The 300-nt window shown below is 36.7% G+C and carries 1 pseudogene; it reads left to right on the top strand.

The annotated features are described in order from the left end of the window. A pseudogene (locus tag SBH76_RS13960) lies at positions 1 to 300 on the top strand (IS1634 family transposase); the annotation flags it as partial.

The raw sequence follows: 300 nt of genomic DNA on the forward strand, positions 1-300 counted from the left end.
AATGTATTTTTCGATTGTACTAATTATTACTTTGAAATTGATCTTCCTAGCGATGACAAGCAAAAGGGACCTTCAAAAGAGAATAGGCACTCTCCGATAATAGGGCAGGCTTTACTTTTAGATGCTGATCTAGTACCTGTCTCCATGCAAATGTATCCCGGAAATGAATCGGAAAAGCCATATATTAGAAAAGTTATTGAAGAAATGAAGCAACGACACAACGTATCAGGCAAGACAATTCAGGTGGCTGATAAAGGACTTAATTGTGCAAGAAATATTTATGCTGCAGTTAAAGAAGCT

It is taken from the genome of Lachnoanaerobaculum sanguinis, assembly GCF_033242365.1.
In the GTDB taxonomy this organism is placed as follows: domain Bacteria; phylum Bacillota; class Clostridia; order Lachnospirales; family Lachnospiraceae; genus Lachnoanaerobaculum; species Lachnoanaerobaculum sanguinis.